Annotated in this window: 17 protein-coding genes; 13 read left to right on the top strand and 4 right to left on the bottom strand. The window is 70.2% G+C overall.

Annotated elements, in window-relative coordinates:
• Positions 1 to 489: 489 nt before the first annotated feature.
• On the bottom strand, positions 490 to 2,202 hold the full coding sequence (locus BZY54_RS38075; RefSeq protein WP_086729931.1) for an MFS transporter: 1,713 nt from the start codon (positions 2,200 to 2,202) through the stop codon (positions 490 to 492).
• A 294-nt stretch (positions 2,203 to 2,496) separates the two neighbouring features.
• Between BZY54_RS38075 and BZY54_RS38070 the strand changes: the two genes are divergently transcribed.
• Both BZY54_RS38070 and BZY54_RS38065 read left to right on the top strand, forming a co-directional pair.
• A complete protein-coding gene (locus tag BZY54_RS38070) occupies positions 2,497 to 3,309 on the top strand; it encodes a TetR/AcrR family transcriptional regulator (RefSeq protein WP_086729929.1) in 813 nt (270 codons plus the stop codon).
• 261 nt (positions 3,310 to 3,570) lie between these two features.
• Positions 3,571 to 5,955, top strand: coding sequence for a phosphoketolase family protein (locus tag BZY54_RS38065; RefSeq protein WP_086729927.1), 2,385 nt, complete (start codon positions 3,571 to 3,573; stop codon positions 5,953 to 5,955).
• 95 nt (positions 5,956 to 6,050) lie between these two features.
• Here the strand turns inward: BZY54_RS38065 and BZY54_RS38060 are convergent, their stop codons facing one another.
• Both BZY54_RS38060 and BZY54_RS38055 read right to left on the bottom strand, forming a co-directional pair.
• The gene (locus BZY54_RS38060) at positions 6,051 to 6,404 is read right to left on the bottom strand and encodes a hypothetical protein (protein ID WP_086729925.1); all 354 of its coding nucleotides are present in this window, start codon (positions 6,402 to 6,404) and stop codon (positions 6,051 to 6,053) included.
• A 235-nt stretch (positions 6,405 to 6,639) separates the two neighbouring features.
• Positions 6,640 to 7,932: an APC family permease gene (locus BZY54_RS38055; protein WP_086729923.1), complete on the bottom strand. Its 1,293-nt coding sequence runs from the start codon at positions 7,930 to 7,932 to the stop codon at positions 6,640 to 6,642.
• A 221-nt stretch (positions 7,933 to 8,153) separates the two neighbouring features.
• Between BZY54_RS38055 and BZY54_RS38050 the strand changes: the two genes are divergently transcribed.
• From BZY54_RS38050 to BZY54_RS38035, 4 genes are all read left to right on the top strand, one after another.
• Entirely contained in the window at positions 8,154 to 9,143 is a 990-nt protein-coding gene (locus BZY54_RS38050; RefSeq protein WP_086729922.1) for a helix-turn-helix transcriptional regulator, read from the top strand.
• A 216-nt stretch (positions 9,144 to 9,359) separates the two neighbouring features.
• The gene (locus BZY54_RS38045) at positions 9,360 to 11,120 is read left to right on the top strand and encodes an MOSC and FAD-binding oxidoreductase domain-containing protein (RefSeq protein ID WP_086729920.1); all 1,761 of its coding nucleotides are present in this window, start codon (positions 9,360 to 9,362) and stop codon (positions 11,118 to 11,120) included.
• Positions 11,121 to 11,542: 422 nt separating this feature from the next.
• On the top strand, positions 11,543 to 13,375 hold the full coding sequence (locus BZY54_RS38040; protein ID WP_086729919.1) for an AMP-dependent synthetase/ligase: 1,833 nt from the start codon (positions 11,543 to 11,545) through the stop codon (positions 13,373 to 13,375).
• Between the two features lie 132 nt (positions 13,376 to 13,507).
• The gene (locus tag BZY54_RS38035) at positions 13,508 to 13,918 is read left to right on the top strand and encodes a RidA family protein (protein WP_086729917.1); all 411 of its coding nucleotides are present in this window, start codon (positions 13,508 to 13,510) and stop codon (positions 13,916 to 13,918) included.
• On the opposite strand, the gene BZY54_RS38030 is transcribed toward BZY54_RS38035, so the two are convergent.
• Positions 13,873 to 14,517 (bottom strand): TetR/AcrR family transcriptional regulator, encoded by a 645-nt coding sequence (locus tag BZY54_RS38030; protein ID WP_244217533.1) that lies wholly within the window; start codon positions 14,515 to 14,517, stop codon positions 13,873 to 13,875. The genes BZY54_RS38035 and BZY54_RS38030 overlap by 46 nt on opposite strands.
• Before the next feature lie 147 nt (positions 14,518 to 14,664).
• Here BZY54_RS38030 and BZY54_RS38025 point away from each other — a divergent pair, with 147 nt between their 5' ends.
• From BZY54_RS38025 to BZY54_RS37995, 7 genes are all read left to right on the top strand, one after another.
• Complete coding sequence (locus BZY54_RS38025; protein ID WP_208640893.1) at positions 14,665 to 15,420, top strand: SDR family oxidoreductase; 756 nt, start codon at positions 14,665 to 14,667, stop codon at positions 15,418 to 15,420.
• Positions 15,421 to 15,805: 385 nt separating this feature from the next.
• A complete protein-coding gene (locus BZY54_RS38020; RefSeq protein ID WP_086729916.1) occupies positions 15,806 to 16,144 on the top strand; it encodes an STAS domain-containing protein in 339 nt (112 codons plus the stop codon).
• 522 nt (positions 16,145 to 16,666) lie between these two features.
• Positions 16,667 to 17,677 (top strand): LacI family DNA-binding transcriptional regulator, encoded by a 1,011-nt coding sequence (locus BZY54_RS38015; RefSeq protein WP_086729915.1) that lies wholly within the window; start codon positions 16,667 to 16,669, stop codon positions 17,675 to 17,677.
• 345 nt (positions 17,678 to 18,022) lie between these two features.
• Positions 18,023 to 22,309 carry a discoidin domain-containing protein gene (locus tag BZY54_RS38010; protein WP_086729914.1) on the top strand — a complete coding sequence of 1,429 codons (4,287 nt, stop codon included), beginning with the start codon at positions 18,023 to 18,025 and terminating at the stop codon, positions 22,307 to 22,309.
• Between the two features lie 329 nt (positions 22,310 to 22,638).
• Entirely contained in the window at positions 22,639 to 24,054 is a 1,416-nt protein-coding gene (locus tag BZY54_RS38005) for an extracellular solute-binding protein (RefSeq protein WP_086729913.1), read from the top strand.
• Between the two features lie 129 nt (positions 24,055 to 24,183).
• On the top strand, positions 24,184 to 25,143 hold the full coding sequence (locus BZY54_RS38000; RefSeq protein WP_086729911.1) for a carbohydrate ABC transporter permease: 960 nt from the start codon (positions 24,184 to 24,186) through the stop codon (positions 25,141 to 25,143).
• A 16-nt stretch (positions 25,144 to 25,159) separates the two neighbouring features.
• Positions 25,160 to 26,035, top strand: a complete 876-nt coding sequence (locus BZY54_RS37995) for a carbohydrate ABC transporter permease (protein WP_086729910.1) — start codon at positions 25,160 to 25,162, stop codon at positions 26,033 to 26,035.
• Positions 26,036 to 26,061: the final 26 nt, after the last annotated feature.

The following is a 26,061-nucleotide window of genomic DNA, read 5'->3' as shown; positions in this document are numbered from 1 at the left end:
CCTCCATGGCTCGCGCGGTGGCGGCCACGGCGTCCCGGGAAGGCGGCCCGAACCGTGCGAAGTCGAGGTACCCGGCGGGCGTGTCGAAGTGGGCTGCGTACGACGTGAGCACAGAGCTCGTCCTTTCGGGACCGTGCGGTGCGGGCGGTGCGGGCGGTGCGGGCGGTGCTGGCGGTGCGGGCGGTTCGGGTCGGTGCGGTGCGGGGCGGGTGCGCCAGGGGCGCCGCGCGTTCGATGGACCGGCGTCCCGCGCGCGCCGCCGTGTGGGCGTCCCCACCCGCACGCACGGTACGCGCCCTGCGCCGCGCGGACCGTCGCGGGGGCCCGCCCGCGCCCGCGCGGAATGCCACCGGGGCCGTCACACGCTCCGGGCGGGGAGCGCGTGACGGCCCCGGGACGTGCCCCTGTCACTCCCGTGACTCCCCCGTCGCGGCACCTCCGAGATCGTCGCGGTGGTTCCTGCGCGCGGTCTGCCGGCGCGGACGGGGCTCAATGCCCGGCGGACCCCTCCGGGCGTGCGTGGCGCGGCAGGAGGAACGTGAGCAGGAAGGTCAGGGCGAGCATGCCGTCGACGATCCACAACAGCCTCTTCATCACCGAGCCGAAACCGCTCCGGAAGGCCGACTCCGAGGTGGCCTTCAGCGCGGCGGGAACCCGCGCCCCGGCCTGGGGCGAGGTCACGGCGGACCGAGTGTCCTTCTCCAGCCGTGCGCAGGACGCCGGGGTCGCGGCGGGATCCTTCGCGACGGCGCGGTCCGAGGCGCACCTGCGCAGGTCCGCCACGACGCGGTCCTGAGCGGAGGGCGCGACGTGCGCGGCGGACAGTTGCTCCCGCAGGCCGTCCGAGCGGTGGTCGACGGCGGTTGCGATCCCGCCGCCCAGCAGACCGAAGAACACGGTACCCAGGATCGCCACACCGAAGGCGCCGCCGAGCTGCTGGATCGCGGTCATCGTGCCGGATGCCGAACCCGTCTCGTGCTGCTCGACGCTGGCGAGCACGATGTCGAAGAACGGCGCCATGAGCAGGCCCATCCCGATACCGGTGACGAGCAGTGAGGGCAGGAGCTGCCAGGGGCCGACACCGCTCCCGACCATGTCGAGGGTCAGCCACACGCCGAACACGCCGGCCGCCATGATCAGCGTGCCCGCCTGGAGTACGGCACGTCCGAACCGGGCGACGGCCTGCGCGATCCCGAAGCCGACGATCATGCCGCCCGACCAGGGCACCATCACGAGTCCCGCCTTGAGCGGCGAATAGCCGAGGCCGATCTGGGTGTAGAGGTTGAAGACCAGCATGAAGCCCTGCATGGTCGAGAAGAAGACCAGCCCGAGGGTCATGCCGCCGCTGAACCCACGTTTGCGGAAGAGGCTGGGGACGACCAGCGGGTCCCGGCCGGCCTTGCTGCGGCGCGACTCGTACCTGCCGAAGCCGACGAAGACGACCACCGAGGCGGCCATCATCAGGAACGTCCACACGGGCCAGTCGTACTCACGTCCCTGGACCAGGGGGAAGATGATGAGCAGCGCGGCCACCGAGACCAGGAGCATGCCGGGGATGTCGAGGCGCGGCTTGTCGCTCGAGCGGCCCCTCGGCAGGTAGCGCAGTGCCCCGAGGAACGCCGCGGCCCCCAGCGGCAGGTTGATCAGGAAGATCATCCGCCAGCCGGTGCCGAAGTAGTCGGCGTCCACGAGCCAGCCCGCCAGGATCGGCCCGCACACCGCGGACAGCCCCATGACCGGGCCGAACATGCCGAAGGCCTTCTGCGACTCCTTCGGCGGGAACATCTCCTTGATCATGCCGAGGCCCTGCGGCAGCATCACCGCGCCGAACAGTCCCTGTACGACGCGTGCGGCGATCAGCATCTCGGGCGCCACGGACACCGCGCACAGCAGCGAACCCAGGGTGAAGCCGGCGGCACCCACCAGGAACATCCGGCGGCGGCCGTGGATGTCCCCGAGCCGCCCTCCGGTGACGAGCCCGACGGCCATCGAGAGGGTGTACGCGGCGGCGAGCCACTGCAGCGTGGAGGCACCGCCGCCGAGGTCGGCCCGCATGGAGGGGCCGGCGATGTTCGTGACGACGGCGTCGAGGAGGTCCATCACCTCGGCCGCGAGGATCACGAAGAGCGCAGCCCAGCGCCACCGATAGGGCGCGGGCGAATCGGTGGGCGCCTCGGCGGACGCGACGCCGGTGGTGGACATCGGAACTCCTCGCGGAAGGGCCGCGCCGCGGTGGTGACCCGCGAGCGCGGTGGGACGGACAGGTGCGAAGGCCTGGGCCTGCTGGTGCGGCCGCCCCAGGAGGACGGCTGGGGGAGCATTCAGGAGAACATTGTTCACCGTAGCAGAACAGTGCTCATTTGGAGAACGCCGTTCATCAAGATATAGCGCAAGTTCGGAAGGAAGACAAGATATATCGCGTTGAGCGCTTCCGGCTCGTGCGAACGCCGCTCGTCGCCGGGAGAACAGTGTTCTCCCGGCACCTAGACTGTTGTCATGACCGACGCGGCCGATGGCATCCCCGCAGCTCCTCCGCCCTCCCCCTGGGAGCGCGAGCGCCCCGCTCGCGCCCGCGTCGCCGCCGTGCGGACACCGCTGTCGCGCCGGCGGATCGTGGAGGCCGCCTTCACCGTGCTGGACCGTCAGGGGCTCGACGGGCTGTCGATGCGCCAGGTGGCGGCCGAACTGGGGGTCACGGTCTCCGCCCTCTATGCCCACGTCAGCTCCAAGGACGACCTCCTGGAGTTGATGTACACCCGGCTCTTCGACGGCTTCGAGATGCCCGAACCGGACCCGGAGCGGTGGCAGGAGCAGGTGCGGGACTACGCCCGCGCCGGACGCCGGCGCCTGCTGTCCCACCGGGACATGGCCAGGATCTCCATGGCGCACGTCCCCTTCACCGCCGAACTGCTGCCACACGTCGAGGCGTTGCTCGCCGTCTTCCGTACCGCCGGGCTGCCCGACCGCATCGCGGCGGAAGCCGGTGATCTCATCTCCACCTACATCGACGGGTTCGTCCTGGAGGAGGGCATGTGGCAGGACCGGGCCGCCCAGCACGGCGGTGACGATGCCTCCCCGGCCCGGCCCGACTGGCGCGAGATGGCCGACGAGATGCAGAACTACTTCGCGTCCCTGCCCGCACAGGACTTTCCCCACCTGCGCGCCCTGGCCGGGCTGATGGTGACGGACTCCTCCGACGAGAGGTTCGACATCGGCCTGGAGATCATCCTGCGCGGCCTGGCCAGCTACCTGCCGGAGGGGCCGGGCGACGCGAACGCGGACGCCGGCCGGACTCCGGACGCCATCTGATCCGGACACCACCGGCACGCCTTCCGCGGTGACGCTCACCGACGGGACCGCAAGACCCACCCGGCCCGCGGAGTGGGCGAGACCCTCGACGGCGCACGCGGTCGGAGGAAGACGGAAGCCGGAGGTCCTCCGGGAAGCTCGGCCGCGAGCGTGACCCGAACGGCCCTGTCGGGTACACGGGTGCCCGCTCGAAGGTGGGGTGGTGTGTGCCGCCGCACGCGCGCGCAGCCCCATCACCGTTCTGCCCCGGAAGGATTCCCGATGGCCACCGAGACGCAGCAGGCACCCCCCGGGCTCACGGACGAGGAGCTCGCCACTCTGGACGCCCACTGGCGCGCCGCGAACTACCTCTCCGTCGGCCAGATCTACCTCATGGCCAACCCCCTGCTGACCGAGCCACTGCGCCCCGAGCACATCAAGCCGAGGCTGCTCGGCCACTGGGGCACCTCACCCGGCCTGAACCTGGTCCACACCCACCTCAACCGGCTCATCGGGGCCCGCGACCTGAACGCCCTGTGCATCTGGGGTCCCGGCCACGGCGGGCCCGCGGTGCTGGCCAACTCCTGGCTGGAGGGGTCGTACACCCAGACCTACCCGGACGTCACCCGGGACGCCGCCGGCATGGCGCGCCTGTTCCGGCAGTTCTCCTTCCCCGGCGGCGTGCCCAGCCACGTCGCCCCCGAGACGCCGGGCTCCATCCACGAGGGCGGCGAACTGGGCTACGCGCTCTCGCACGCCTACGGCGCCGCGTTCGACAACCCCGATCTGCTGGTCGCCTGCGTCATCGGCGACGGCGAGGCGGAGACCGGCCCGCTGGCCGCGTCCTGGCACTCCAACAAGTTCCTCGACCCGGTCCACGACGGGGCGGTCCTGCCGATCCTGCACCTGAACGGCTACAAGATCGCCAACCCGACGATCCTGGCCCGGCTCCCGGAGGCCGAACTCGACGACCTGCTCAAGGGCTACGGCCACGACCCGATCCACGTCACCGGCGACGACCCGGCCGCCGTGCACCGCACCCTGGCCGCGGCCATGGACGCCGCCGCCGACCGCATCGCCGCGATCCAGCGCGCGGCCCGCGAGGAGGGTGCCGCCGACCGGCCGCGCTGGCCCATGATCGTGCTGCGCACCCCGAAGGGCTGGACCGGACCGGCGGAGGTCGACGGCCTGCCCGTGGAGGGCACCTGGCGCTCCCACCAGGTCCCGCTCGCCGCCGTCCGGGACAACCCCGAGCACCTGCGGCAACTGGAGCAGTGGCTGCGCTCCTACCGGCCCGAGGAACTGTTCGACGAGCACGGCGCCCCGCGCCCCGAGGTCCTCGCCTGCGTCCCCGAGGGCGCCCGCCGGCTCGGCGCCAACCCGCACGCCAACGGCGGACTGCTGCTGCGCGAGCTGCCGCTGCCGCCACTGGCGAAGTACGCCGTCGAGGTCGACAAGCCGGGCGCCGTCCTGCATGAGCCCACACGCGTCCTCGGCGAGCTGCTACGGGACGTGATGGCGGCCACCGCCGACCGGCGCGACTTCCGCCTGCTCGGCCCCGACGAGACCGCCTCCAACCGCCTCCAGGCGGTCTACGCGGCCAGCGGCAAGGCCTGGCAGGCGAAGACGCTCGACGTGGACGAGCACCTCGACGCGCACGGCCGGGTGATGGAGATCCTCTCCGAGCACACCTGCCAGGGCTGGCTGGAGGGTTACCTCCTCACCGGCCGGCACGGGCTGTTCTCCTGCTACGAGGCCTTCGTGCACATCGTCGACTCGATGGTCAACCAGCACATCAAGTGGCTGCGGACCACCCGCCGCCTGACCTGGCGCGCCCCCATCGCCTCCTTCAACTACCTGCTGACCTCGCACGTGTGGCGCCAGGACCACAACGGCTTCTCCCACCAGGACCCCGGGTTCGTCGACCACGTCCTCAACAAGAGCCCCGAGGCGGTCCGCGTCTACTTCCCGCCGGACGTCAACACCCTGCTTGCGGTGGCCGACCACGTCCTGCGCAGCCGCGACTACGTCAACGTGGTCGTCGCGGGCAAGCAGCCCTGTTTCGACTGGCTCTCCATGGACCAGGCCGTGGTGCACTGCGCGCGCGGCGCCGGCGTGTGGGACTGGGCCGGCACCGAGGACGGCAGCCGCGAACCCGACGTGGTGCTCGCCTGTGCGGGCGACGTGCCCACACAGGAGGTGCTGGCCGCCGCCCAGCTGCTGCGCCGCCATCTGCCCGAAGTAGCCGTGCGCGTGGTGAACGTCGTCGACATCGCCCGGCTGATGCCCGCCCGGGAGCACCCGCACGGGATGACCGACTTCGAGTACGACGGGCTGTTCACCGCCGACAAGCCGGTGATCTTCGCGTACCACGGCTATCCGTGGCTCATCCACCGCCTGGCCTACCGCCGAACCGGTCACGGCCACCTGCACGTACGCGGCTACAAGGAGATCGGCACCACCACCACCCCGTTCGACATGGTGGTCAGCAACGACCTGGACCGCTACCGCCTGGTGATGGACGTCATCGACCGCGTCCCCGGACTCGCCGTGCGCGCCGCGGCCGTACGCCAGCGCATGGAGGACGCACGGCTGCGCCACCACGCCTGGATCCGGGAGCACGGAATGGACCTGCCCGAGGTCGCCGACTGGTCCTGGGAGGGCTGAGGCGGCCCTGGAAGCGGGCCGCCCCGCGGACCCGGCCGCCACAGCGGCTGCGCGCACGGGCTGTGCTGTGACGGGAAGCAAATACCGGTGTGCTGTCAGGATCGGTTGAGCCGGGCAGCGATCCCGTGACCGATCAACAGATAAAGGAGAGCCGGAAGACCATAATTAAGGACGACGCGTAGACCCTCTGTGTCCATCGTGAAAATGTCCTGCGACCACCAGGCCAGCCAGTCCGCCGTGCCGTGCACGAACTCGACGAACACATTCGTCCGATTCGCATGGAGCAGGAACAACAGGATCCACATGCCCAGCAAACCCGCGGCGATGTCGGTGATCGTGCAGACCGTCAGGGCGGTGCGCCGTGCGGCAGTGTGCTGCCGTACGGCGCGCGCCGAGCCCGGGGGCCGGTCGTACGTCTGATATCCGGAAACCGGATCGATGTTGCTCACAGGAATCCATTCCGATGCCTTGTCGTGTCGGCACGCTCTACCGCGGGCGGGAAATTCGGCCCGGGTCGTCGTACCGCATCTGTCTTCCTCTTCTGCGCCCTGTGAGCGTTGTCGCGTTACACCGCCATCCGCGACGACCCAAATGTCATCGGCTATCGGACACTTACCCAAATTTTCGTGTGCGACGGTAAATTCACGGACGGGACGGACCGCTACGGGAAGGCCGTTGGCCCGGTCAGGACCGAAGAGGATCCGTCGCACCGCGCCACCGCAGGTAGCACAGCGCGCCCGCGGCGACGAGCAGCGGCCAGAGCAGATACCAGCCCGTCATGACGAGGAGCACGGCGACCGCGGCAAGCGCGACAAGTGCACAGCGGTGGGACAGGCTGCCGCGGGGCAGGAGGCGAAGGGCGGCGGCCGTGCCCAGGGCGTACACCGTCACGAACGATCCGGTGGTGAGCAGGACGAGCGGCTGCGGGCCGACATCGGTGACCGTGGTGGCTGCGAGGGCGAGGGCCGAGAGCCCCGACACGACGGCCAGGCTGCGCCGTGGCACCTCGCCGGCGCTGCTGCCGTGGCCGAACCAGGTGGGCAGCGCGCCGTCCCGGCCGAGTGCGGCGCCCAGTTTGGCCGCGCCGGCGAAGTAGGCGTTCATCGTGCCGAGAGTGAGCAGCAGTGCGGCGGCCGCGGCCACCACGTGGACCGTTCCGCCGATGCCGAGGGTGAGCAGTTCGGCCAGCGGGGCGCCGGCGGTGCCGGCCGCCGGGCCGAGCACGAGCACGCTGGTGGCGGCGACGGCGAGGTAGAGCACCCCGACGACGGCGACCGCCAGGCCGGCGGCCCGGGGCAGGTCGCGCGCCGGGCGGCGGAAGTCCGCGGCCAGGTGGGTGATGGCCTCCCAGCCGGCGAAGCTCCACACCAGCAGTGCCGCGGCCGAGCCGGTCGCGGACCAGCCGTGCGGCGCGAACGGATGCAGGTTCCGCAGGTGGGCGTGGGGCAGCGCGGCGATCACGGCGGTCAGCAACAGCGCGACAAGAAGCACGGCGAGGGCCAGTTGCAGACGGCCGGAGACGGTCAGACCGAAGCCGTTGGCCACCGCGACGAGGATCAGTAGAACCACCGACGTGACCACCACCGTGCGCCGGCCGCCGCCGACCGCGGTCGCGACATAGGCTCCGGCGAACATCCCCGCCGCCGGAGCACCTGCGGGTACGGCGAAGTAGAAGCACCAGCCGACCACCGCCGCCGCCCGCGCACCGAAGGCGTGCCGGACGTAGGTGGAGACTCCGCCGCCGTCCGGGTACCGGGCGCCCAGGGCGGCGAACGTGGCCGCGAGCGGCACCGACAACAGGACCAGCCCGATCCAGGCCAGCAGCGACGCCGGCCCGGCCGCCCGGACGGCCAGCGCGGGCAGGGCGATCACACCGGTGCCGAGGACCGCGCCGATGTACAGCGCGGCCCCCTGCCAGAGGGTCAGTTGCCCGACCGGCTGGACCGAGAGTTCCGGCGCGGCCTGAGTCCTGCTCATGCGGAGGCCTCCCCGGCCCGGCGCGGGGCGACTGCGTGGGTCTCGTCGGCGGCGAACAGGCGCAGCAGGCAGCCGAAGCCGTCGCCGGTCCTGGGTGTGCATGGAGTGCTCATCTGGGTCTGTCCCTTGGCCGTGTCCGGTGGGCTGGGCTTGCGCCCGGCCGGAAAGCTAATCCGGCTCCCCTGACAACCCGTGTCAGTGGAGTGCGGCAGACTTCCCTCGTGCGCGCGAGCCGACTGCTGACCGTCCTGCTGCTGCTCCAGGCCCGGGGCCGGATGACCGCCCGGCAGTTGGCCGACGAGCTGGAGGTGTCGGTCCGCACCGTCTACCGGGACGTGGAGTCGCTGGCCGCGGCCGGTGTTCCGCTGTACGGCGAGCCCGGTCACGACGGCGGTTACCGGCTGGTCGACGGCTACCGCACCCGGTTGACCGGGCTGACCCGCGAGGAGGCGGAGGCGCTCTCCCTGGCCGGACTGCCCGGACCGGCCGCGGACCTCGGGCTCGGCACCGTGCTGGCCACCGCCCAGCTCAAGCTGACGGCCGCGCTGCCCGGCGAACTGCGCGACCGGACCGGCGAGATACGGCAGCGGTTCCACCTGGACACCTCCGGCTGGTACGCCGCGGCAGACCCCACCCCGCACCTGGCCGCCGTGACCGACGCGGTGTGGCGGCAGCGCCGCATCCGCGTCCGCTACCGGCGGTGGAAGGCTCCCCAGGAGGTGACCCGGACGCTGGAGCCCTACGGTCTGGTGCTCAAGTCGGGCCGTTGGTACGTGGTGGCGGGACGGCCGGAAAGGGTCCGCACCTACCGCGTCTCCCAGATCCTCCGGATCCAGGTACTGCAGGACCGTTTCGAGCGCCCCCAGGGCTTCGACCTGGCCGCGCACTGGCAGTCCTATCTGGCCGACTTCGACGCCCGCCGCCACCTGGGCGAGGCGGTGGTGCGGCTGTCACCACGGCTCCTGGAACAGCTGCCGGACCTGATGGAACCGGCGGTGGCACGCGCCGCCCGGGACAGCGCCGGTCCACCGGGCCCCGACGGCCGGGTCCAGGTCGTCGTCCCCATCGAGTCCGTCGACCACGCCGTCGGCACGCTGCTACGGCTCGGCGCGGAGGCCGAGGTCGTGGCGCCCGCCGAGTTGCGGGCACTGATGGCGCGGACCGTCGCCGCGCTGGCCGACACCTACCGGCGTCCGTCGCCCGCGGTGTGACACCCGATGGCCGCTACGGGCGCGGTATCGGCCAAGGACGATCGGCAGGCACATCCCGGACAGGCAGATGTCGGTCCGGAGGTCCCACAAGCCTCCTCCCGGCACGCCACGGCGAAATCGCGGCGGCACGGCGCCGGAACTAGGATCGAGACCAGCGCACAGATGACAGCGCCATACGGGGCCTGCCCCGGCCGGACACCCCACAGGAGGTCCGTGATGGCGACGCTGCTGTCCGTCAACGTAGGGATGCCCAAGGACGTCTCCTGGCAGGGAAGGACGGTCCACACCGGGGCATGGAAGGCCCCCGTGCAGGGGCCTCGCATGGTGCGGCGGCTCAACGTGGAGGGAGACGGCCAAGGCGATCTGGCCGGGCACGGCGGCGAGATGCGGGCCGTTCTCGTGTACCAGCTGCAGTCCTACCAGTACTGGCAGAAGCAGCTCGGTCGTGACGATCTGACCTTCGGGATCTTCGGGGAGAACCTCACTGTCGACGGCCTGCCCGACGACGAAGTGTGCATCGGCGACCGGTACCGCATCGGCGAGGCCGAGTTCGAGGTCACCCAGCCCCGCGTCACCTGCTACCGGGTCGGCATGCGCCTGGGCGAACCCGCCATGGCCTCGCTGCTGGTCGCCCACCATCGCCCCGGCTTCTACCTGCGTGTGATCACCGAGGGCCGCGTCCGGGCCGGCGACGAGATCACCCTCACCCGCAGAGGTCCCGAGGAACTCAGCGTCGCCGACACCGACGCACTGCTCTACCTGCCCGACCGCGACCCCGCGAAGCTGCGCAAGGCGCTGAACATCCCCGCCCTCAGCCCCGGATGGCAGCAGTCCTTCCGTGAACTGGCCGCCGCCCAGCAGCCCAGACAGGAACCAGGCTGGCCGGGCGAAGGCGCCGGCACCCAGCAACCCAGGGAGGTGCCGGGATGGCCGGGCTTCAAGCCCATGCGCGTCGCCCGTGTCGTCCCCGAGACCCCCGGCGTCACGTCGATCTACCTCGACACCACCGACGGCACACCCCTGCCCGAGGCACGCCCGGGCCAGTACCTCTCGATCCGCCTCGCCGTCGGCGACGCCGCACCCGCGGTGCGCAGCTACTCCCTGTCCTCGGCACCCACAGCCGGCACCTACCGCATCAGCGTCAAGCACGAGCCCCACGGGAAGGTGAGCGGCTACATCCACGCCAGGCTCCGCCCCGGGGACCTCGTGGACGTCGCGTGCGCCCGCGGGACGTTCGTACTCGAAGAAGGCACCCGCGCGATCGTCCTCGTCTCCGCGGGGATCGGTGCCACTCCCGTGCTCGCCATGCTCCACCGACTCGCCGCCGCACGGGACCCGCGCCCCCTCTGGTGGATCCACACCGCCCACGACCGCGCGCACCATGCCTTCGCCGCCGAGACGCACGCCCTCCTGGCCCGACTCCCCGAGGCCCACGAGCACATCTACTACACCTCCGAGACCCCGCATCCCGACGAGCCTTACATCACCCGGGGCCGCCCGACCCCCGCCTCCCTGGCGGCCATGGGCGTCCCCACCGACGCCGACGCCTACCTCTGCGGACCCTCCGCCTTCATGGACGAGCTCGGCGGCTTCCTGCGCCATCACGGCCTGCGGCCCGAGCAGATCCACACGGAACAGTTCAGCGCACTCCCGGCCATCACACCCGGCGTCACACCCACCGCCGCGATCCGGCCGCACCAGCCACCCGGTCCCACGGGCACCGGTCCCCTCATCACCTTCGCCCGCAGCGGCATCACCACCCCCTGGTCACCCGCCCACGCGTCCCTGCTCGAACTCGCCGAAGCCTGCGACATCCCCACCCGCTGGTCCTGCCGCACCGGCGTCTGCCACACCTGCATCACCCACCTCGTGGCAGGCGACGTCACCTACACGACCCCACCCCTCGAACTCCCCGAAGCCGGCACCGTCCTCGTCTGCTGCAGCGAACCGGCCACCGAGGTCGTCCTCGATCTCTGACCGGCCGGCCGGTCGTGCCGGCGATGGTCACGGCAGGACCGCCGACCGCAGCGGTGTTGCGCCGAGCATCGTTCATGTCGGTGGTCACGATGCGGCAGACATTACAGAGACTCCTCTGCAGAGAACTTCGCCGACGTCCCGTCAGCAGGCGAACGACTGCGAACTGTCGCTGCACAGCGGCACGGAGCCGGCCCTGCCTCGTCGGCGACCTTGCCGCCGCCGACGGCTCCTGAGAAGAACGACTGATGAGCGGTACGGCAACTGGAGCTAGATGGCACCAAGTTGAGGCATCGGACGACCAACACCCCTCCGGCGTTGGGGAGGCGGGCGTCAAGCCCCTAGGCAGCCAAGTCGTTGGCCGGTATTTTGCGCCCTTGCCCACCGTGAGACGCGGCAGGGGCGCGGTCGATCGAGGGGGTGCGGTGCGGGACTTCAGCCTTCCGCCTTTGGTGGCGACTCTGTCGACGGGCGGCCTCGCGGACTCGGTGTACGAGGTGGCGGAGCGCGACCCGGAGCTGGTCCAGTTGTCCCGGCGCGGGGGCGAACCGGACGGTGAGGAGTGGGTCCCGGTCACGGCGGCGGAGTTCCGCGACGAGGTGATGGGGCTGGCGAAGGGGCTGCTGGCCGGCGGCGTACGGTTCGGCGAGCGGATCGCCGTGATGTCCCGGACCCGCTACGAGTGGACGCTGTTCTGTTACGCGGTGTGGTCGATCGGCGCCACGGTCGTGCCCGTCTACCCCACCTCCTCCGCGGACCAGGTCCGTTGGATCCTGTCGAACGCGCAGGTGACGGCGATCGTGGTCGAGCACGAGGACCACGCCATGACCGTGGGGGCGGCCTGCGACGGGCTGCCGCTGCGCTCGATCTGGCAGCTCGACGCCGACTGCGTGGGGCGGTTGACGGCTGTGGGCCGGGACATCCCGGACGCCGAGGTGGACTGGTACCGCCGGGCGGTGGAGCCTCGGTCGGTCGCCACCATCGCGTACACCTCGGGCACCACCGGGCCGCATCACAGGGGGTGCGTGATCACCCACGCCAATCTGGCGGCCGAGTGCGACACGCTCTACGCGGGCTGGAAGGAGATCATCGCCGAGCCGGGGGAGCAGCCGTCCATCCTGGAGTTTCTGCCGCTGTCCCACATCTACGGCCTGATGGTGCAGGTGGCGTGCATGCGCGGCGGCGTCCGCCTGGGCCACCAGCCCGACCTGGCGCCGGCCGCCCTGCTGCCCGCTCTCGCGTCCTTCCGGCCGACATACGTCTTCGCCGTGCCGTACGTCTTCGAGAAGATCTTCCACAAGGCGCGCCGTGCGGCCGAGGAGGCAGGGCGGGGGCCGCTGTTCGACAAGGCGGTGGAGACCGCGGTGCGCCATGCCGAGGAAGTGGAGCGGCGGGAGAAGGGAGCGGGCCACGGGCCGGGGCCGGTGCTCAGGGCCGCGCACGCGGTGTTCGACCGCCTGGTGTACGGGCGGTTGCGGGCGGTGCTGGGCGGGCGTGTCCGCAACGCCACGTCCGGTGGGTCGACCTTGGACCGGGAGCTCGGGCTGTTCTTCGCCGGTGCCGGGATCACCATCCACGACGGGTACGGGCTCACGGAGACCACCGCTGCGGTGACCAGCCAACCGCCGGGCCGTCCCCGGTTCGGCACCGTGGGCAGGCCGCTGCCGGGCTGCGCCGTCCACATCGCACCGGACGGGGAGATCTGGGTCGGCGGCGACGTCGTGTTCGCCGGCTATCACGGCGACCCGGAGCGCACCCGGGCGGTGTTGCGCGACGGCTGGTTCGCCACGGGCGACGTGGGCCATCTCGACGACGACGGCTTTCTCGTGATCACCGGGCGCAAGAAGGACATCATCGTCACCAGCGGAGGCAAGAGCGTCAGCCCCCAGCTCCTGGAGGAGAGGCTGCGAAGACATCCCCTGATCTCCCAGTGCCTCGTGGTCGGCGACAACCGGCCGTACGTCGCGGCCCTGATCACCCTGGACGCCGAGGCGTCGGAGCACTGGCACCAGCTGCGCGGGAGGCAGCTGTCCCGGGCGACGGGGGCGACCGTCGACAAGGAGTTGCACGCCGAGATCCGGCGGGCCGTGTCCATGGCGAACAGCGCGGTCTCGCGGGCCGAGTCGATTCGAGCGTTCCGGATTGTGCCCACCGAGTTCAGCCTGGCCGCCGGCCTCATGACACCGTCGCTCAAACTGCGCCGGGGCGCGATCGCGAACGCGTACGCGGCGGAGATCGAGGAGCTCTACGCGTCCTGAGTGTGCGGTGTTCCCGCGGGAGGGGCGAGAGAGGCGTTGTGCGACGGGCGGGTGAGAAAAAGGAAGGCGGTGCCAACGGGCATCGGGCAGGCTGTCCGCACCCGACACACTCTAGGGAAGGACCCGACGACCGTGGCTCGTGCCGTCACCCTGATCCGCTCCGGCTCCCTGTCCGACGTCGCCGAGTACGCCTACGCGGCCACGGCGCCTGCCGACTCCCGCCTGATCTTCCTCGCCGGGGCGTGTCCCCTGAACGACGACGGCTCGACGGCCGCGGTCGGGGACTACCCGGGTCAGGCGCTGAAGGCCGTCGAGAACATGCGGACCGCGCTCGCCGCCGCCGGCGCGTCACTCCAGGACGTCATCAGCACGAGGGTCCTCGTCGCGTCGGCCCGGCGGGAGGATCTGGTGGCCGCCTGGGAGGTCGTCCGGGACCAGTTCGCCGACCATGACGTCCCCAGCACGCTGATGGGCGTCACCGTGCTGGGCTACAGGGATCAGCTCGTCGAGATCGAGGCCGTGGCCGCCGTGCTCGATTCCTGAGGTCCCTCGGCGGCCCCGGCCCAGCCGAGCAGTGAATCCGTGATCCTCTCCGCCGTGGGCGTGTCCAGGGGGCCGTGACCCAGCAGGAAGCGGTACCAGAAGAAGCCGTAGAACTGGTCGATCAGGAGCTCGACGTCCCGGTCGGCCGGGAGCTCGCCGCGGTCCCGGCCGCGCTGGAGGATCCGGCGCAGGTCGGCCCGGCGTGACTCGGTGAACGTCCGCAGCAGGTCGGCCAGGTGTGGGTCACGGGCCGCCTCCCGGACGAGGGTGCGCAGGGCCGGCGCGGCCGGTGGGCGCTGGGACGCCCGGAACGTGGCCGTGGCCAGCGCCCGGAGGTCCCTGCGCAGGCTGCCGGTGTCCGGCACGGGTACGTCCTGCGCGGCACGGTCGGTGAGCGCGTCCAGCAGGACGGCGCCCTTGGACGGCCACCACCTGTACAGAGTCTGCTTCCCGACCCCGGCCGCGCGCGCGATGGTCTCCACGCTCACCGGGGCGCCGTCGGCGTCGGCGAGCAGGCCCAGGGCGGCGTCGAGGATCGCCCGGCGAGCGGCCTCGTTGCGGCGCCGGCCCGTGTGCGGGCGGGGTTCCTTGCTGTTCACAGCCACATCCTCTCCCAATTCCCGGTCCCCTCGCCCAGTCCCGTCGGTCCCTCTCTTGACGAGACTACCGGTCTCGGTAACTATTTAACGAGACCGACGTTCTCGACAACAGGTCGGAACCCGGTGACGCCACAGGAGAAGCCACTCATGAGCACCCCGCACACCACCCCTGGGAACCCCCTGGCCGGACAGCGCGTCGTCGTGATGGGCGGCAGCTCCGGCATCGGCGAGGCGTCCGCCGTGTTGTTCGCGGCGGACGGCGCAGAGGTGATCATCACGGGCCGCGGCCAGGGCCGTCTCGACGCGGCCGCGTCCCGTATCGGCGGCAAGGTGACGACGTACCGTCTGGACGCGTCCGACCGCCCGGCTGTGGACGCCTTCTTCGCCGAGTCCGGCCCGATCGACCATCTCGTGATCGCGCTCAGTGGGGCCAAGGGCGGCGGCTCCTTCGCCGAACTGGATCTCGCGGAGCTGGCGGAGGGCTTCGACGGCAAGTTCTGGCCGCACGCCAACACCCTCCAGGCGGCCCTGCCGACCCTGCGACGCGACGGCTCGGTCACGCTGGTCACCGCCGCCTCCGCCCGTGCCGCCCTGCCCGGCACGGCCGGCCTCGCCGCGATCAACGGCGCCCTGGAGGCGATGGTCCCGCCGCTCGCGGTGGAGCTGGCGCCCCTGCGGGTCAACGCGGTCTCCCCGGGCGTCGTGGACACCCCTTGGTGGGACGCCGTACCGGCCGAGCGGCGCCAGGCCCTCTTCGACGGCTTCGCGGCCATCACCCCCGTGGGCCGGGTCGGCCGCCCCGAGGACATCGCCCGCGCGGTCCACCTGCTGACGGCCAACGACTTCGTGACCGGGGTGGTCCTGGAGGCGACGGGCGGGGCCACTCTGGCGACGGGGCGTTGAGACGCCGGTCAGGTGAACAGCTCGTCCGGCACCGTGAGCGGCTCGTCCGGCCGATGTAACGGAACGAGCGAAGACGCGGACGGGACTTTAGCGTCGTATTGCCTTGCGCTGACAGGACGCAGGGTCAGGGCGGCCCCCGCACCCCGCGCCCTGGGCGTGGGCCGCCCTGCGGACTGGCCGAGACCTGCCCTCGGCTCGATGCGAACCCCGCCTCTGACACTCTGGGGCGGGGTTGCGCATGCGCGGGGGTCGCACGAGGGGCGGCAGAAAGCCACCGATGCCGACTTCGAACGGACCTAGTTGCCTTCGTCCGTGCATATGCAGAACGGACGTGCGGCAGGCATGGTGCGCAACCTCCTCCCAAGGCATTGCCGTTAGGTGAACCATGCAGCCCGAATTCCACATCCATGGCCGTGAGGCCGATGACTGGACGGTCGTAGAGATCCAGGGAGAAGTCGACGTCTACACCGTGCCCCGCGTTCGCGAATACGTGGCCGACCGGATCGAGGCAGGCCGGCGCCACCTCATCGTCGACCTGACCGGTGCGACGTTCATGGACTCGACCGGTCTCGGACTCCTCGTCGGAATCCAGAAGCGCATCCGCGCGCGGGTCGGTGACCTGAGGCTGGTGATCACCAATCCGGACATCCGCCGGATCTTCCACATCACCGGCCTGCACCAGGTCTTCCTGATCTACGACTCACCTGAAGCCGCGATGTCATGAGAGACGGCGGGGAAGCGGACCGGACGCCCTCGTCCCGGCCGAGAGGGGTCTCCTGGCTGACGGGCTCGGAGATCGACTGCCCGTCGTGCCGGCAACCTGCTGTCAGGCCGCAACCGGACGAGGGCGAGGACGCGCCGTACCGCAGGACGGATGCGTTCTCTCCTGCCTCTGGTGCCGGGTCCACCGCCGGCTCCGTCGCGCCCAGGCGGTGATGCTGCCGCTCTCGGCGTTCATCACGGTCGTGGCCGCGGGCCTGACCGTGGGGCGGGCCTGACCGGCGGTGCCCGGCACGGGCCGACCGTCCGTCCGGGCGGCTGCCACGGCCGCCAGAGAGCGGTCGGCTCCCGAGTTTGCAAATACTGCGCGAATCTTGCACACCGTGCGCCCGCCGGGCACGGCCCGCTGACGTCTCCTGAGTCGCACTGTTCACGTCGGACCTCCGCTCTGGTCTGGACATGGCCTGGATCGATGCACTCGCCCAGGCCGCAATCTGCTTGCGAGACTTGCGCTAGTCTTGCGTGTATGACGCGACGACTTGCTCAGGTGGCGAAGAAGGTGGGGGTCAGCGAGGCGACGGTCAGTCGTGTCCTCAATGGCAAGCCCGGGGTGTCCGAGTCGACACGCCAGGCCGTCCTCACGGCTCTGGACGTGCTGGGGTACGAGCGGCCCACCCAGCTGCGCGGCGAGCGCGCCCGGCTCGTCGGCCTGGTGCTGCCGGAGCTGCAGAACCCGATCTTCCCCGCGTTCGCCGAGGTCATCGGAGGGGCGCTCGCTCAGCAGGGGCTGACGCCCGTGCTGTGCACCCAGACCAAGGGGGGCGTGTCCGAGGCGGACTACGTGGACCTCCTGCTCCAGCAGCAGGTGTCCGGCGTGGTCTTCGCGGGTGGTCTGTTCGCGCAGGCCGACGCCCCGCACGACCACTACCGGCAACTCGCCGAGCGGGACATCCCGGTCGTTCTCATCAACGCCTCGATCGAGGGTCTCGACTTTCCCTGCGTCGCCTGTGACGACGCCGTTGCCGTCGAGCAGGCGTGGCGGCACCTGGCGTCGCTGGGGCACGAGCGGATCGGCCTGATCCTCGGCCCCAGCGACCACGTGCCCTCGCGGCGCAAGCTGGAGGCCGCCCGGGCGGTGGCGCGGGCCGCGGGCGCGGAACTGCCGGAAGAGTTCGTGGTGCGCTCCATGTTCTCGCTCGAAGGGGGACAGGCCGCGGCCGCCCGCCTTCTGGACCTGGGCATCACCGGCATCGTGTGCGCGAGCGACCCGCTCGCCCTGGGTGCCATAAGGGCCGTGCGCAGGCGCGGGCTCTCCGTCCCCGCGGACGTGTCGGTGGTGGGGTTCGACGACTCCGCCTTCATGAACTGCACCGAGCCGCCGCTGTCCACCGTCCGTCAGCCCATCGAGGCGATGGGCCGTGCGGCGGTCGAGCTGCTGTGCGCGCAGCTCCAGGGGACGCGATCGCACCCCGGTGAGCTGCTCTTCGAGCCCGAACTGGTGCTGCGCGGATCGACCGCGCCGCCGCCGGCCGGCTGACCCCGGACCGCCCGCACCACGCTCTTCCAACTCACCACCCCATATCGTCCAGGACCTCCCGGAGTCGGCATCGGCCGGGCGCCCCCCCCGCGGCGCCCGGCCGATGCCGACTCCGTTCTGCCGCGTGCCGGGAACGGTCACCCGCAGTGTGCGACGCGTCGGCGAAGTGCCGTGCACCGCGCACAAATCACCGCTCCCGAAGCGTAGACGAGTTGACAATCATCTGGAACTCTCTGAGCGTCCTACGCAAGTCGACGACATCGCTCCGTCGCTCCGCCACTTGCGGACGAACCCGACCGAGCCGCGCCTCGCGCCGTCCGACGCGAGGCCGAGAACGAGGGACTGATGAGATTACGTAGACGGGGATCACGGACGCTGAGTGCCGTGATCGTGAGCAGCCTCCTGGCCCTGGCCGGTCCGGTCGTGACCGCCAGGGCCACGGGAGGTCCGAACATCGCGCTGGAGGACAAGGCGTCGGCGAGCAGTGCGCTGAGCGACTACTCCGCTGCGAACATCACCGACGGCAACCAGGGCACCTACTGGGAGGCCGCCGGATCCGGCTTCCCGCAGTGGGTGCAGACCGACCTCGGCACGACGCGGAACGTGGACGAGGTCGTCCTGAGACTCCCGGCGGCGTGGGAGAGCCGCAGTGAGACCCTCTCCGTGCAGGGCAGTGCCGACGGCACCAGCTTCAGCACGCTGAAGACCTCCGCCTCGTACACCTTCAGCCCCGGGTCGGGCAACACCGTGACGGTGGCCTTCCCGGCGGTCCGGACCCGCTTCGTGCGCATCGCCGTCACCGAGAACACCGGCTGGAAGGCGGCACAGTTGTCCGAGCTGGAGGTGCACGCCGCCGACGGGTCGTCGGCAGACCTCGCCTCCGGCCGGCCCCTGACCGCCAGCAGCCACACCCAGGTCTATGCCCCCGCGAACGCGAACGACGGCAACCGGGCCACGTACTGGGAGAGCGACAACAACGCCTTCCCGCAGTGGCTCCAGGCCGACCTCGGATCCTCCGTGCGCGTCGACCGCGTGGTCCTGCGGCTGCCGAGCGGCTGGGACAAGCGCAGCCAGACGCTGAAGATCCAGGGCAGCACCAACGGCACCGACTTCACGGACCTCACCGCCTCCCAGGCGTACACCTTCGATTCCGCGAGCGGGAACTCGGTGACGATCGCCTTCGACGCCGCCACCACCCGCCATGTGCGGGTCCTGGTCACCGCGAACAGCGTCCAGCCCGGCGCCCAGATCTCCGAGCTGGAGGTCTACGGCCCGGACACCGGCGACACCCAGGCCCCCAGCGCCCCGGCCGGTCTGGCCCTCACCGAGCCCGCCACCGGCCAGATCCGGCTGACCTGGAACGCGGCCACCGACAACGTCGGGGTGACGGGGTACGACATCTACGCCGACGGGTCGCTGCTGAGCAGCGTCGCCGGTGACGTCACCACGTACACCGACACCCGGCCGACGAGCGAGACCGTGTCGTACTACGTACGCGCGCGGGACGCGGCCGGCAACCAGTCCGCCGACAGCAACACGGTCACCCGTGCCGGCGACAAGGGCGACACCCAGGCCCCGACCGCTCCGTCGAACCTCACCTGCACCGAGACGGCGGACGGGAAGATCAAACTGACCTGGACCGCCTCCGTGGACGACACCAAGGTCACCGGCTACGACATCTACGCCAACAACACCCTGCGCGACAGCGTCGCCGGTGACGTGACGACGTACACCGACACCCAGCCCGCGACGAGCACGGTGACCTACTACGTGCGGGCCAAGGACGCGGCGGGCAACCAGTCCGTCCCCAGCAACAGCGTGACCCGCAACGGCACCGGCGGGAACGGGTCCGACCTCGCCGTCGGCAAGCCCATCGCCGCCTCGTCCGTGGTGGACACCTACGTCGCCGCGAACGCCAACGACAACAGCGTGACCACCTACTGGGAAGGCGCGGCCGGCAGCTACCCGAACACGCTCACCGTCAAGCTCGGCGCCAACGCCGACCTGGACCACCTCGTCCTGAGGCTGAACCCCGACCCCGCCTGGTCCAAGCGCACGCAGACCATCGAGGTCATGGGCCGGGAGCAGAGCGCCGGCGGCTTCAAGTCCCTTGTAGGTGCGGAGAGTTACACCTTCGACCCGGCCGGCGGCAACAGCGTCGCCATCCCGGTGTCCGCCCGGGTGGCCGACGTGCAGCTGAAGTTCACGGCCAACTCGGGCGCCACGGCGGGCCAGGTCGCCGAGTTCCAGGTGATCGGCGTCCCGGCGCCCAACCCCGACCTGGAGGTCACCGGGCTGACCGTGTCGCCGTCCGCCCCGGTGGAGTCGGACCGCATCAGCGTCTCGGCCACCGTACGCAACAGCGGTTCGGCCGACGCCCCGGCGAGCAGCCTGGCCGTGCGCCTGGGCGGTTCCGAGGTCGCCGCCGCGCAGGTCGGTGCCCTGGCGGCGGGGGAGAAGACCACCGTCACCGCGTCCCTCGGGCAGCGCGACGCCGGCACCTACCAGCTCAGCGCCGTCGCCGACGACGGTGACGCGGTCATCGAGCAGAACGAGTCCAACAACACCTACACCAGCCCCGAGCCGCTGGTGGTCAAGCCGGTCGACTCCTCGGACCTCGTCGTGTCCTCGGTGACCACCTCGCCGTCGAGCCCGGCGGCCGGCCAGTCCGTCACGTTCAAGGCCAGGCTCAGGAACCAGGGCACCCTGGCCGCCGCGGCGGGCGACCACGGTGTCACCCTCACCCTGACCGACGCCGAGGGCGACACGGTCAAGACCCTGACGGGCACCTACACCGGGACACTCGCCCCGGGTTCCTCGGCCGACGTGGACCTCGGCCCCTGGACCGCCGCCGACGGCTCCTACACCGTGAAGGTCGTCGTCGCCGACGACGCCAACGAAGTGCCGGTCAAGCGCGAGAACAACAGCTCCACCCAGCCGCTGTTCGTGGGGCGCGGCGCGAACATGCCGTACGACATGTACGAGGCGGAGGACGGCGCCCTCGGCGGTGGCGCCACCGTCGTCGGCCCCAACCGCACCGTGGGCGACATCGCGGGCGAGGCCTCCGGCCGCAAGGCAGTCAAGCTGGACCAGACGGGGCAGTACGTCGAGTTCACCACCCGGGCCGCGACCAACACCCTGGTGACCCGCTTCTCCATCCCCGACGCGCCGGGCGGCGGGGGCATCGACTCGACCATCGACGTCTACGTCGACGGCGTCTTCAAGAAGGCGCTGCCGCTGACGTCGAAGTACGCCTGGCTGTATGGGGCGGAGAGCGCGCCCGGCAACTCCCCGGGCTCGGGAGCCCCGCGGCACATCTACGACGAGGCACACATCCTCCTGGGCGAGACCGTTCCCAAGGGCAGCACGATCCGGCTGCAGAAGGACGCCGCCAACACCTCGACCTACGCGATCGACTTCGTCAACCTGGAGCAGGTCGCACCGGTCGCCAACCCCGACCCGGCCGCGTACGTCGTGCCCGCCGGGTTCACCCAGCAGGCCGTGCAGGACGCCCTGGACAAGGTCCGCATGGACACCACGGGCAAGCTCGTCGGTGTCTACCTGCCGCCCGGCGACTACGAGACGTCGAACAAGTTCCAGGTGTACGGCAAGGCCGTGAACGTGGTCGGCGCCGGCCCCTGGTACACGACCTTCCACGCGCCGTCGACGCAGGAGAACACCGACATCGGCTTCCGGGCCGACGGGACGGCCAAGGGCTCGCTCTTCAAGGGCTTCGCCTACTTCGGCAACTACACCTCGCGCATCGACGGCCCCGGCAAGATGTTCGATTTCTCGGGCGTGTCGGACATCGTCATCGACGACATCTGGAACGAGCACATGGTGTGCCTCTACTGGGGGGCCAACACCGACCGGATCACCATCAGGAACTCCCGGATCCGGGACATGTTCGCCGACGGCATCAACATGACCAACGGTTCCACGGACAACCTCGTGAGCAACAACGACGCGCGCGCCACCGGCGACGACAGCTTCGCGCTGTTCTCGGCGATCGACGCGGGCGGCGCGGACGAGAAGAACAACGTCTACGAGAACCTGACGACCACCCTGACCTGGCGGGCCGCGGGTGTGGCCGTCTACGGCGGCTACGACAACACCTTCCGCAACATCCGCATCGCGGACACGCTGGTGTACTCCGGCATCACCATCTCGTCGCTGGACTTCGGCTATCCGATGAACGGCTTCGGGACCGGTCCCACGACGTTCGAGAACGTGACGATCGAGCGGGCCGGCGGTCATTTCTGGGGCGCGCAGACCTTCCCGGGGATCTGGCTGTTCTCCGCCTCGAAGGTGTTCCAGGGCATCCGGATCAACCACGTCGACATCGTCGACCCCACCTACAGCGGGGTGATGTTCCAGACGAAGTACGACGGCTCCCAGCCGGAGTACCCCATCAAGGACACGGTCTTCACCGACATCTCGATCTCCGGCGCCCGCAAGAGCGGGGACGCCTACGACGCGAAGTCGGGCTTCGGCCTGTGGGCCAACGAGATGCCCGAGGCGGGGCAGGGCCCGGCCGTGGGTGAGGTGACGTTCAACGGGCTCAGGCTGAACAACAACGCCGTCGACATACGCAACACCACATCGACATTCAAGATCAACATCAACCCGTAACCGCACATCACGACCAGGCCCCTCGGGCCTGTCGAGGCCGGTGCAAGCTCCTTGCGGAACCTTGCACCGGTCTTGCGTGCGTTTGGCGTAGAGGTCGACGTAGGACCGCTGGTGGGCTGCTCTGTGTTCTCTGGGCCCCGCAAGGCTTCTGGGCTCCCACTGGCGCCTCCTCTCGCATATGAACGACGAGGCTTGTCAAACAATTACGAAACTGGCGCGATATATTGCGTTCATCTGCGAGTGGTGATTGAGTGTGCCGCGCCCCACAACGCACCGAGTCGCACCGACGGTGGGGCGACCTCACCGTTCATGCCCGAAGGGGACCACCCATGAGAAGTGCCCGGTTCCGCCGCACCCGCCGCGCCAGCGCGGTCGCCCTCGTCTCCGCGCTCACGTTGACCGCGCTCGCCGCCTGCGGCACGAGCGCGAGCAACAACGGCTCCGGTGGTTCCGAAGGAGGTGGCTCCTCGGACCCGGCCGCCCCGCTGGACCCGAAGACCAAGGTGACGCTCACGATCGACTGCATGCCCCCGACGGCGAAGGCGGCCGAGCTCAGGGAGTGGAAGGAGGACGTCGCCGAGTTCAACAAGAAGTACCCGAACGTGACCATCGAGGGCCGGTCCACGCCGGGTCAGTGCGAGGAGCCCGCGCGCTTCACCGCGATGCTGAAGGCCCACTCCCAGCCCGACGTCTTCTACACGTACTTCACCGACCTGCCGCAGGTGCTCGACAACAGCGGCGCCGCGGACATCACGGCCTACGTCAACGACAAGAGCGTCCCGCTGCTGAAGGACATCGACCCCAACGTCCTCGGCTCACTCAAGCAGGGCGGCAAGCTCTACGGGCTGCCCACCAGCAACTACACCATGGGTCTGCTCATCAACCGCAAGCTGTTCAAGCAGGCCGGCCTCGATCCCGACAACCCGCCGCGCACCTGGGAGGAGGTCCGCGCCGCCGCCAAGAAGATCGCCGGCCTCGGCAACGGCATCGCCGGCTACGGCGAGTACAGCGCCGCCAACACCGGCGGCTGGCACTTCACCGCGCAGATGTACAGCCGCGGCGGCGACGTCGTGGACCCGAGCGGCAAGAAGGCCGCGTTCGACAACGACATGGGCCGTCAGGTGCTGCAGAACCTCCACGCCATGCGCTGGGAGGACGACAGCATGGGCAAGACCCAGCTGCTCAAGTGGGGCGACCTGCAGAAGCAGATCGCCACCGACAAGCTCGGCATGTTCCTCGCCGCCCCCGACGACATCGCGTACATGGTCCAGCAACTCGGCGCCAAGTACGAGAACTTCGGGATGGGCCCGATCCCCGGTGAGAAGAGCACCCTGGCCGGCGGCAACAACTACATGATCAAGAACGGCATCTCCTCGGACAAGATCAAGGCCGCGATCGCCTGGCTGAACTTCAAGAACCTCACCGTCGGCAAGGGCCAGTTCGACTGGGCGCGCACCAAGGCCGACAAGCTCCCGGTCGGCGTCCCCCAGCCCAATTTCTGGCTCGGCGAGTCCAAGAAGGAGGACGACGCCGCCCGCAGGACGAACGCCACCATGCCGGTCGAGAACTTCAAGACCTTCATGGACAACCCGGTGCCCGGCAAGGCCGAACCGCCGAAGGCACAGGAGATCTACAAGGTCCTCGACAACGTGATGTCCGGCGTCCTCACCGACAAGAACGCCGACATCGACAAGCTGCTCTCCACGGCCGAGGCACAGGTGGACCAGGTCCTGGCCAACCAGTGACCGGTCCCCGGCGGGGGCGGGCAGGACGGCCCGCTCCCGCCGGGAACACCGTGTCCCGGCCGCACGGGACCCCGACCACTCGCGCCCTCAGCACCACAGCAACCGGCAGCCCAGTACCGAGGAGAGACGATGGCGGCCCCCAGTCTGACCCCGAGCACGGCGGACCCCGCCCGCTCGTCACCCCCGCGCAGGACGGCTCCTGCACCACCCGGTGGGCGCATCGCCAAGAGCCTGAGGCGCAACCTCACCGCACACGGCTTCCTCATCGGCGCGGTCGGCTGCTTCGCGGTGTTCTCCTGGTACCCGATGATCAGGGAGTTCCTCCTCGCCTTCCAGAAGACCAAGGACGGCAGGGTCACCTGGGTCGGCCTGCACAACCTGACCACCGTCTACCACGATCCGGCGTTCTGGCAGGCCTGGCGCAACACGCTGCTGTTCACCGTGCTGGCGCTGCTGCTCGGCTTCGCGGTCCCCTTCGTCGCCGCCATCGTCATCAACGAGTTCCGCCACGGCCAGGGCTACCTCCGGCTGCTCGTCTACCTGCCGGTGATGCTCCCTCCGGTCGCCTCGGTGCTGCTCTTCAAGTACCTCTACGACCCCGGATACGGTCTGTTCAACGAGGTGTTCCGGTTCCTGCACCTGCCCGAGCAGCAGTGGCTGCAGGACTCCGACCTGTCGATGCTGTCCGTGGTCATCGCCTCGACGTGGATGAACATGGGCGGCGCCGCCCTCATCTACCTCGCCGCGCTCCAGGGCATCCCCGGCGAGCTGTACGAGGCCGCCGAGCTGGACGGCGCCGGCCTGTTCCGCAAGATCTGGCACGTCACCATCCCGCAGACCCGGCTGATCCTGTCGCTGATGATGCTGATGCAGATCATCGCGACCATGCAGGTCTTCGTCGAACCGTTCCTGCTCACCGGCGGCGCCGGACCCGAGGGCTCGACCACCACGGTCGTCTACCTCATCTACCAGTACGCCTTCAACTTCAACAACTACGGTGCCGCGGCGGCGCTCGGCCTGCTGCTGCTCGTACTCCTCGCCGGGTTCTCGGCGGTGTACGTGAAGCTCAGCCGCAACGACGACGAGTAGCCCGGGGGAGACCGGCATGTCCACACGCACACTCATCTCACCGGCCCAAGTCGCGCGGCCCCGGGGCAGAGTCCTCTACTGGACCGTCTTCGGAGTGGTCGTCCTCGGCTTCACCCTGGTGTTCCTCGGCCCGCTGTACTGGATGGCCTCCAGCGGTGTGAAGGACGCGCAGGAGGTCGTCCGGACACCGCCGACCCTGATACCGAAGTCCTTCGCCCCGGGCAACTACAGCCGCGCCTGGGACGTCATGGATCTGTCGACCCTGCTGTTCAACACGCTCTTCTACGCGCTCGGCGCGCTGGCCTTCCAGCTCGTCCTGGACGTCGCCGCCGCGTACTCGCTATCCAAGCTCCGCCCGGTGCTCGGCAAGGCGATCCTCGGCATGATGCTGGCCACGCTGATGATCCCGGCCACCGTGCTGGTCGTCCCCCAGTACCTCACCGTCCTGGACGTGCCGATCGTGCACCGGAACCTGCTGAACACGCCGTGGGCGATCTGGCTGCCGTCCGTCACCAACGCCTTCAACATCTTCCTGCTCAAGCGGTTCTTCGACTCCATCCCGAAGGAGCTCCTGGATGCCGCCTCGATGGACGGCGCCTCCCCGATGCGCATCCTCCGGTCGATCGTGCTGCCCATCTCCCGGCCGATCCTCGGCGTCGTGTCGATCTTCGCGGTCGTCGGCGTCTGGAAGGACTTCCTCTGGCCGATGCTCACCCTGCCCGATCCGACGAAGCAGACCCTCAACGTGGGCATCTACTCGCTCTCCAACGGGGTTCCCGTCAACGTCCTCATCGCCGCACTGACGATCGCCTCGCTTCCGACCCTGCTCATCTTCCTGGTGTTCCAGCGGAACATCATGAGCGGCCTCACCGCCGGCGGGCTCAAGGGCTGAGCGGGCGCCCCCGCCCCTGCGCCCCG

This window comes from Streptomyces carpinensis (assembly GCF_002154505.1).
Lineage (GTDB): Bacteria > Actinomycetota > Actinomycetes > Streptomycetales > Streptomycetaceae > Streptomyces > Streptomyces carpinensis.
Note: the sequence above shows the minus strand (reverse complement) of the source record. Positions and strands in the feature narration are given on the sequence as shown.

What these genes read in the sequence shown, in the direction of transcription:
- BZY54_RS38075 (WP_086729931.1), bottom strand. Translation starts at nt 2,202, where the DNA reads ATGTCCACCACCGGCGTCGCGTCCGCCGAGGCGCCCACCGATTCGCCC.
- BZY54_RS38070 (WP_086729929.1), top strand. Translation starts at nt 2,497, where the DNA reads ATGACCGACGCGGCCGATGGCATCCCCGCAGCTCCTCCGCCCTCCCCC.
- BZY54_RS38065 (WP_086729927.1), top strand. Translation starts at nt 3,571, where the DNA reads ATGGCCACCGAGACGCAGCAGGCACCCCCCGGGCTCACGGACGAGGAG.
- BZY54_RS38055 (WP_086729923.1), bottom strand. Translation starts at nt 7,932, where the DNA reads ATGAGCAGGACTCAGGCCGCGCCGGAACTCTCGGTCCAGCCGGTCGGG.
- BZY54_RS38045 (WP_086729920.1), top strand. Translation starts at nt 9,360, where the DNA reads ATGGCGACGCTGCTGTCCGTCAACGTAGGGATGCCCAAGGACGTCTCC.
- BZY54_RS38025 (WP_208640893.1), top strand. Translation starts at nt 14,665, where the DNA reads ATGAGCACCCCGCACACCACCCCTGGGAACCCCCTGGCCGGACAGCGC.
- BZY54_RS38020 (WP_086729916.1), top strand. Translation starts at nt 15,806, where the DNA reads ATGCAGCCCGAATTCCACATCCATGGCCGTGAGGCCGATGACTGGACG.
- BZY54_RS38015 (WP_086729915.1), top strand. Translation starts at nt 16,667, where the DNA reads ATGACGCGACGACTTGCTCAGGTGGCGAAGAAGGTGGGGGTCAGCGAG.
- BZY54_RS38010 (WP_086729914.1), top strand. Translation starts at nt 18,023, where the DNA reads ATGAGATTACGTAGACGGGGATCACGGACGCTGAGTGCCGTGATCGTG.
- BZY54_RS38005 (WP_086729913.1), top strand. Translation starts at nt 22,639, where the DNA reads ATGAGAAGTGCCCGGTTCCGCCGCACCCGCCGCGCCAGCGCGGTCGCC.
- BZY54_RS38000 (WP_086729911.1), top strand. Translation starts at nt 24,184, where the DNA reads ATGGCGGCCCCCAGTCTGACCCCGAGCACGGCGGACCCCGCCCGCTCG.
- BZY54_RS37995 (WP_086729910.1), top strand. Translation starts at nt 25,160, where the DNA reads ATGTCCACACGCACACTCATCTCACCGGCCCAAGTCGCGCGGCCCCGG.